Here is a 7,654-nt window from a genome sequence, read left to right as displayed (position 1 = left end):
GCCACTCGATACGACAAACACGCCGTCACCTACCGCGCCGCCGTCGTCCTGAACTCCGTCATCGCATGGGTCCAGCAATTATCAGACACGCCCTAATCGCCCTCGAGGCCGGGCGCGGCGTTTTCGACATCGACGCGCTGCGGGACGACCCGGAGAGCGCGCTCTCGGGCAACGACGAGATAGCCGTCGAGTACGACATGAGCCCTCGCGATGGCTGCTCCGTCTTCGGGTACTACCGACACGTCGCGGCCGGTCAGTCGATGATTCTGGTACACCCGTCACTCACGAGCGAACGTGACCGGTTCACGATCCTGCACGAACTCGGCCACCACGTGCAGCGGCAGCACCGCGCCTGGGCCAACGTCAGGTATTCGCTTCCGACCGAGGTCGGGGCGCGACTTGAGGAGCGTGTCGCGGACGCGTTCGCCGCCGAGGTTCTCATCCCGGCGAGCACGGTCTCGTCGGACAGCACCTGGCTGTCGGCCAGGACGTTGGCCGAGGTTTACGCGAAGGTCCGCGCGTCGCGAGCGGCCGTCGCTATGCGCGCGATCGAGATCTCCCCGGAAGGCGAGCAGGCGACCGCCGTCGTCGCGGACTACCGCGGCATGGTGACCTTCGCGCGAGCCTCGGGAGACGAGGTCTTTGCACCGGCGCGTGGCCGGGTTCAGCCGGGCATCGCGAAGATGATCGAAACCGCGCTCGAGCACGGGGGATCCGTCAATGGGATGCTGGACGGTGGCCTCGTAGCGGCGTCCGGGTGGGCGCAACAGGAACTGGAGGTTGAGGTTGCCCTCGACGACTCGTGGGCGTACGCCTTTGCGGTGGTCCGGCCCGCTCAGCGGTTCGGTCGGAAGCCGGTCTGGGGTCGCGTCGACGAGGTCGAGTGTGCCAACGAGGCATGCGGGGCGGTGTTCGCGGTCGATCAGACTGTCACGATCTGTTCGGCGTGCGGAGCACCGAAGTGCCCTGAGTGCGCGCGGTGTGCATGCGAGCGTAAGGCCAGCCCGGTCTGCACGACGTGCTTCCTCGAGTTCACACCAGCGGAGCAGGCCAATCCGACACTTCACGAGTGCATTTAGGCGGAGCGGCTCACCATCTGACCAAGCTTGACCAACGAAGCGTTTGGCTCCGCAGCGTCCAGACCGCACGACGCTCTCGTCCAACGCTCACCGCTGTATGGGAATCCGGCTCATAACTTCGACGAGATCGCTCCCGGCGATTCATCTTGCGTCAACGACCAGGTGGTCGCGCCTCAGATGCGAGTCCCGTGGCGGGCTGCAGTTGTTGGGCCACCTTCGCGGCGAAGGTCGAATCGGCCAGGATGCGCCGCACAACGTCTTCCGCGATCTGGTGGACATCGATGACGCCGTTGTATTCGACTGCCATGTCGCTTGGGCCGATTATGTCGACCTTCGTTGCGTACGCGCTCTCGCCGTTGTCGCCGTAGGCCGAGAGTACGTGGTCGTAGACGAGCTGCACCTTAGTCTTGAAGATTTCAACGGTGTACGGGTCAGGGAGGCTCGCGTCGAGCACGGATCGGATCGTGCTGTCGACGTCGCTCATGACGTCGACCTTGAGCCGCCAGTCCTGGACGAGCTTGTCGTGAAGGTGCTCCAGCAGCGACTTCGCGCTGGCCTTGACCCGCTGCTGTTCCTCCTGGGTGAGGACCGGGTCGGGCTGGGTCAGCAGGTCGAAGATCGCCAGTTCCTCCTCGGTCATACCCTCTCGGACGGCGCGCTCTTCCTCGTCGGTGAGTGTGTGGGTCATCTCGATGAGCCGTTTGAGGTATTCGTCGATGTTGACGCTGCCAGCGTTGTAGTCGGCGATGAGCTGCTCGATCCGCTCGACAAGCTCGTAGCGAGTCGGGTTGCGTATCGCTGCGCTGACAGCGCGCGAGAGAAGGAGCTGAGCGAGTCGGTCGGTCTCGGCACGCTTGCGTCCCGCGAGTTTGCGGGCAAGCCCTTCGAAGTCGATCTGAGATAGATCGAGTAACGGGTCTGGGGTGATCCCTTCGGCGGCGGCCCGGATGACGTATTCTTCCGCCCCGACCGAGCGGTCCAAGAGAGCGTCCACGGCGTCGGTCACGCCGCTGATGTCGGGCTGCGGAGGCTTGGTGACATCAGTGATGCGCTCCGCGAGCACCCGGATCGCGGCGACGGTGCGCTGTTGAGCCGTAGCCTTCGGGTTCGGGAGCAGCGCTTTGAAGATCCGCCGAATGAGTCGCGCCCGCACGAGGAAGTCGTTCCACGTCTCCTCGTCTGAGAGCAGCGCCTCGACGGCCGCGTCGCGCATGGCGATGTGATCGAAGCCGGAGGCGTCGCGCATGGCGATGAGGTCGACGCCGGCGCCGGTGCAGAACGCGATCAGTGCGGCGACGGCGGTGTCGAGTTCACCGGCTAGGGCGTCGATGATCTCGATAGGCGTCTGGCCCTCGGAGGCTGCCCCATAGATCGCGAGGGCATTCTCGAGGTTCCGGAACACGCCGACATAGTCGACGATGAGGCCGTTGTCCTTATCGGGGAACACCCGGTTGGCGCGGGCTATGGTCTGCATGAGGGTGTGGTTGCGCATCGGCCGGTCAAGGTACACGGTGGAGACGCTCGGGGCGTCGAATCCGGTCATCCACATCGCGCACACGAACACGATCCGCAGCGGATCCTTGGAGTCCTTGAACTTCTCGGCAAGGTCTTCGTCGTTCATCCGCTTTCGGTGGGGGCGGATGTCGAGCCCCTGGTCGTCGAGCATCTTCAACTCGTTCTGACTCTGCGAGACGACAACCGCCATATCGGTCGACTCCATCAGTGCGATCCGGGAGGCGAGCCAGGGCCGCTCGAGTTCGGGCAACGCGTCGTGCTCGGCCCTCAGTGCGTCCAGGTGGGCGGCCCACGCATCCTGCACGAGGCCGTACATGCGGACCGCGGCGGCCTTGTCTATGCCGACGTACATCGCCTTGCCAGTGAAGCCGCGTCCGACGAAGTGACGCACGAGGTCGCTTGCAATGGTTTTGAGTCGCTCGGGCCGGGTTAGCAGCGTGTACTGATTGCCCAGTGCCCGTACGAGGGCACCCTCGGCTTCGTCGTCGATCTCGGCATCGTCGAGGATCTGCTCGAGCTCGTCGGAGAAGTCCGGGTTGATGAGCTGGAGCTCGGGGATGCGGTTCTCATAGTAGAGCGGCACGGTCGCGCCGTCTTTGATCGCATCGCGGAAGTTGTAGATCGACACGTAGGCGCCAAATTGCTCACGGGTCGCCTGCTCCTCACCCGCGATCAATGGAGTGCCGGTGAACCCCATCATGGATGCTGCGGGCAACGCCCGTCGCATGTTCAACGCGAGGGTGTCGTACTGGGAACGGTGGGCCTCGTCAGTGATGACGATGATGTCCGACCGGGTCGACAGCACCGGCATCTCCCGCTCGCCCTTCGCGGGCTGGAACTTCTGGATCAGGGTGAACACGTAACGGTGATCGGCAGCGAGCAGCGCGCGCAGGCCAACGATCGACTCGGCGTGCACCTGCGCCCCGGCGGGGATAGCCCCGGCGTCGGCGAACTCGCCGTGCAACTGGGTGTCGAGTTCCTTCCGGTCAGTGACCATCACGAACGTCCACTTGCCCGGCACCTGCCGCAGCACCTTTTGCGTGAACCACAGCATCGACAGGCTCTTGCCCGATCCTTGCGTGTGCCAGAACACCCCGAGTCGTCTGTCCTGCGCCGATCGCGCCCGGTTCAGGTTCTCAATCGCCGCGTTCACCCCGAAGTACTGGTGCGAGCGCGCCGTCACCTTGATCAGACCGCCCGGACGCTCCAGGTAGGCGACAAAATTCTCGAACAGGTCCAGCAGGATGCCCGGGTCGCATGTGCCCCGCAGCGCGGTCTCAAGCGCAATTAGCCCACGCGTGCCCATTGCGTCGATGACCATCCAGTCACCGAAGAACTCCCACGGCGAGTACGTCGACCCGACCTTCGCTTGGCTGCCATTGGAGACCAACACGAAAAGGTTCGGCACGAACAACTGCGGAATCGTGTCGCGATAGTCGGTGATGTTGTCGTCGAAGCCCTTCTTGACGTCCTCGTTCGGCTCCTTGAACTCCATCAGTACCAGCGGGACACCGTTAACGAACAGCGCGACGTCCAGGCGTCGGCTGTGCATAGTCCCCTTTACCCACATCTGCTGCACTGCCAGCAAGTCATTCGCCGTTGGGTTCACCACGTCGAGGTAGCGCAGCAGGTCGATGCGCTTGTCCCCGTTCTCATCGACCCATTCAGCCCGGTACCCGTCGCGAAGCAGGTCGTACACCTCACGGTTCGCCCGCACCCGATCCATCACCGACCGATCCTTTGTGACCGCCGCGACCGCCTCTGCCACCGCCATGTCCGGTACATCTGCAGGGTTCAGGCGGCGGACGGCAGCGTAGAGACGATGGGTGAGGATGACGTCGTGCTGCGAGTCACGGCCGAGCGTGCCGCTCGGGCCGAGCGTCTCTTGGAACGCATCAACCGCAATCCAGCCGAGCTGTCCGAGCAACTCCAGGCTCGGCTTCTCGACGTACAAATACTCCCCTCCCACGGGAACCATCACGCCACCGACTTTTCGCGCACTTCATTGAGGTCCAGCGCCGACACGTCAATCTGACCTGTCACCAACTTCGGCAGCAGTAGGTCGCGCAACGCCGTGAGCCGGCGGTTCTCGAACATGAGCGTCTCCGAAAGGCTGAGGTGGTAGCGAGCGACATCGTTGAACGATTCAGAGATATGGGCAGGCGGAACGGGGATCGGCCACTTGCCGAGTACTTTCCAATCGGCCCGCGGCATCTTGGTGCCATTCGATGTCTGTGTTGCGTGAGCCACGAACTCGACGCTCGATGCGGTGAACACCGCTTGTCCCCAGTGCGCGGCATTGGGGCGGATCACGATGGCGTCGGTCGAGCAGATGCCGTCGACCGGCGCGACGCTCACCTTGTGGAAGTACGGTCTGATCTTGCCAAAGAGCACATCGCCGCGCTCGAACACAGCCTTGCGACTGCCCTGGGTTCCGGCCGTGCCCCAATCGTCCAGCGTCAACTGCTGCCGCGGGATATGTTCCAGGCCGACCGCCGGTGTGTCGGGGTCGAGCCTGGCAGGATCGACGCTCGCTTTGCTGACGCTGACTATGTCGTCGAGGGTGCCCACTGACCATCCCTCGGGGATGGGTCCAAGAGCGGAATCGACGACGGGGACGGCATCGTGGCCGGGATAACGGAATCTCACGAACCACTCTCGGTAGATTGCCCGCGCCATCTCCTCCAGCACCTGCACCCGCCGCCGGTTGTTGTCGATCAGTTCGTCGATCGCGCCAAGAATCTCTCCCACGACTTGTTGCACGGGGAAGTCCGGGAACCCGATCCTCACGCGGTAGATGCGCTCCGGCGCAGTGTGGCGAACGGTTGCACCAGTCGCTGTTGCTCGAATCTGACTTCGTGCCGACTCGGACAGCATCGAGTAGTAAAGGAAGCGTTCGTCAATGTTCGCGTCGGGCTTGATTTGGACGAGACCGAGTCGCTGATTATGGAGCATGATCGGCGCCCCCGGAACAATGGCGGGCGACCCCAGGATCGGGGCAGCCTGCGTGAGATCTGTCATCACTACGAGCATGTCCCCAGGCGCCAGCTCGAACTCCGGAGGATACGGGCCTATGTAGTAACCGTCCTTGCCGGGGCGAAGCTTGATACCGCCGCCAACGGGGAAGTTGCCGGGCTTCAGCACAAGCTTGTCCCCGGTGTCCGCGAAGTACTCACCCTTGAACGCAAACCCATGCTTCACGTGGATCAACTCGCCCAAAGTCGTCGTCGGCCACCCGCTCATGCGCCGAGAATCCCCTGAACTGCGACATCCACCTTGGCCCGCAGACCGACAGCCTCATCGCTCAGGCGCGTGAACTCTTCGAAGAGTTCCTCCAGCTTGATCGTGAAGTCGTCCTCCTCGTCGCCCGTGGCGGCAGTGCCGGTGTAGCGACCGGGGTTCAGGCTCCAGCCCTGCGCCGCGATGTCGGCGCGCGTCACGACCTTGCACAGGCCTGCGACATCCACGTACTGCCCATCGGGGAAGTTCTCGGCAAGCAGCGCACTGCTACCTGCCTCAGTCTCCACGTCCTCACCGCGGTAGAGGCGCACGACGTTGGCGATGAACTCGATCTGCTCGGGCAGGAAGTCTCGGTGGGCGCGGTCGATCTGGCGGAACATGTGTCGGGCGTCGATGAACAGCACCGTGTCCTCGCGGGGCGTGGCCGACTTGGCCTTGTCGAGGAACCAGAGCGTGACCGGCAGCGTGACGGTGTAGAAGAAGTTCGAGCTAATCGCGACCATGACGTCGACGGCGCCGCTCTCGACGAGCTGCTTCCGAATTTCCTTCTCGGAGTGCCCAGCATCCCCCGCAGAGTTGGCCATGACAAACCCGGCCCGGCCCGTGTTCGTGAGGGCGGCATAAAACTGCTGGATCCACAGGTAGTTCGCGTTGTCGGCCTTCGGCATGCCGAACGGGAACCGCTTGTCGCCGGCGAGCTGGTTCTTCTTGACCTTGTCGACGTTAAACGGCGGGTTGGCCATCACGTAGTCGAACGCGCCCACCGCCTTATGCGGGTCTTCGTAATAGCTGTTGGCCTGACGGATCTCACCGGACAGGCCATGCAGGGCGAGGTTCATCTTCGCCAGCGGCACGGTGTCATCCGTCTTCTCCGCGCCGTAGATCGACAGCTTGCGGGTGGCGGACTCGTGGTGGCGCTCGACGAACTTCGCGCACTGCACGAACATGCCGCCCGACCCGCACGCCGGGTCGAACACCCGGCCCTGGAACGGCTCGAGGATCTCGACGATGAGCCGGACGATCGAGTACGGAGTGAAATACTCGCCGCCGCCCTTGCCCTCCTGTGCCGCGAAGTTCGACAGGAAGTCCTCGTAGATGAAACCGAACGCGTCACCCGACAGCTGGGACGGCAGCGGTGCGAACAGGCGCAGCAGCTCGATGAGGGTCGCACGCTCGAGCTTTTGGTAGCCCCGCGGAAGGATGTCTTTCAGCTCGGGATTCGCCGCCTCGATCGCCTTGATCGCCTCATCGACCGCCTTACCGATGTCATCGCCTTCGGGCAGGTTGACGATGTGCGATAGCCGCGACCGGTCTGGAACGTAGAGCACCGACTTCGCTTTGTAGTCGGCGGGTTGGGCGGGGTTGCGCGCGCTCCGATTCGCCTCGACCTCGCCGCGCACCTCCTCGAAGCGGTTCTCGGCGTACGCGAGGAACACCAACCCCAGTACCGGGTCGCGATACTGCACCGGCGTCAGCTTCGAGTTCGCACGCAATTCGTCGGCAGCGGCCCAGAGTGTGGCCCGCACTGTCCCCAAGTCGGTGGTTCTCACCTCTGAAGGCTACCGACCGTCGCCGACGCACGACGAGCGGACGACACCGGCGAGTCGATCGCATTCGCACACCGCGCCGCACGCAGCGGTCCCGCTTCCGAGCAATGCTCGTTTCAGGATCCGCACAGAGCACACTGCCAGGCACTATCTTGGTGGTCGGATCGCACGAGCTGAAAAATGTTCGCGGTGAATCGCGGCGAGGAAACCGCTGACGAAGCCGGGCATCCTCACCGTGGTCACGGCAAGATGCTGTCCACATACCCCCATCGA

4 protein-coding genes and 1 pseudogene are annotated in these 7,654 nt (G+C 63.7%); 2 read left to right on the top strand and 3 right to left on the bottom strand.

Annotated features, from left to right (window positions below):
* Both AB0P29_RS03525 and AB0P29_RS03520 read left to right on the top strand, forming a co-directional pair.
* Window positions 1-96 (top strand): annotated as a pseudogene (locus tag AB0P29_RS03525) (IS5/IS1182 family transposase); the annotation flags it as partial.
* Complete coding sequence (locus AB0P29_RS03520) at window positions 66-1,079, top strand: ImmA/IrrE family metallo-endopeptidase (protein WP_363378516.1); 1,014 nt, start codon at window positions 66-68, stop codon at window positions 1,077-1,079. The pseudogene AB0P29_RS03525 and the gene AB0P29_RS03520, both read left to right, overlap by 31 nt.
* Before the next feature lie 151 nt (window positions 1,080-1,230).
* Here AB0P29_RS03520 and AB0P29_RS03515 read toward each other — a convergent pair whose 3' ends face one another.
* The 3 genes from AB0P29_RS03515 to AB0P29_RS03505 are packed head-to-tail and all read right to left on the bottom strand — an operon-like array spanning window position 1,231 to window position 7,300.
* On the bottom strand, window positions 1,231-4,548 hold the full coding sequence (locus AB0P29_RS03515) for a type I restriction endonuclease subunit R (RefSeq protein WP_363378514.1): 3,318 nt from the start codon (window positions 4,546-4,548) through the stop codon (window positions 1,231-1,233).
* Window positions 4,549-4,571: 23 nt separating this feature from the next.
* Window positions 4,572-5,837, bottom strand: coding sequence for a restriction endonuclease subunit S (locus AB0P29_RS03510; RefSeq protein WP_363378512.1), 1,266 nt, complete (start codon window positions 5,835-5,837; stop codon window positions 4,572-4,574).
* Window positions 5,834-7,300 carry a class I SAM-dependent DNA methyltransferase gene (locus tag AB0P29_RS03505; RefSeq protein ID WP_363378510.1) on the bottom strand — a complete coding sequence of 489 codons (1,467 nt, stop codon included), beginning with the start codon at window positions 7,298-7,300 and terminating at the stop codon, window positions 5,834-5,836. Before AB0P29_RS03505 ends, AB0P29_RS03510 begins: the two co-directional genes overlap by 4 nt.
* Window positions 7,301-7,654: the final 354 nt, after the last annotated feature.

This window comes from Microbacterium sp. NPDC080220 (assembly GCF_040686395.1).
Lineage (GTDB): Bacteria > Actinomycetota > Actinomycetes > Actinomycetales > Microbacteriaceae > Microbacterium > Microbacterium gawkjiense.
This window is presented reverse-complemented; position numbering and strand designations above follow the sequence as displayed.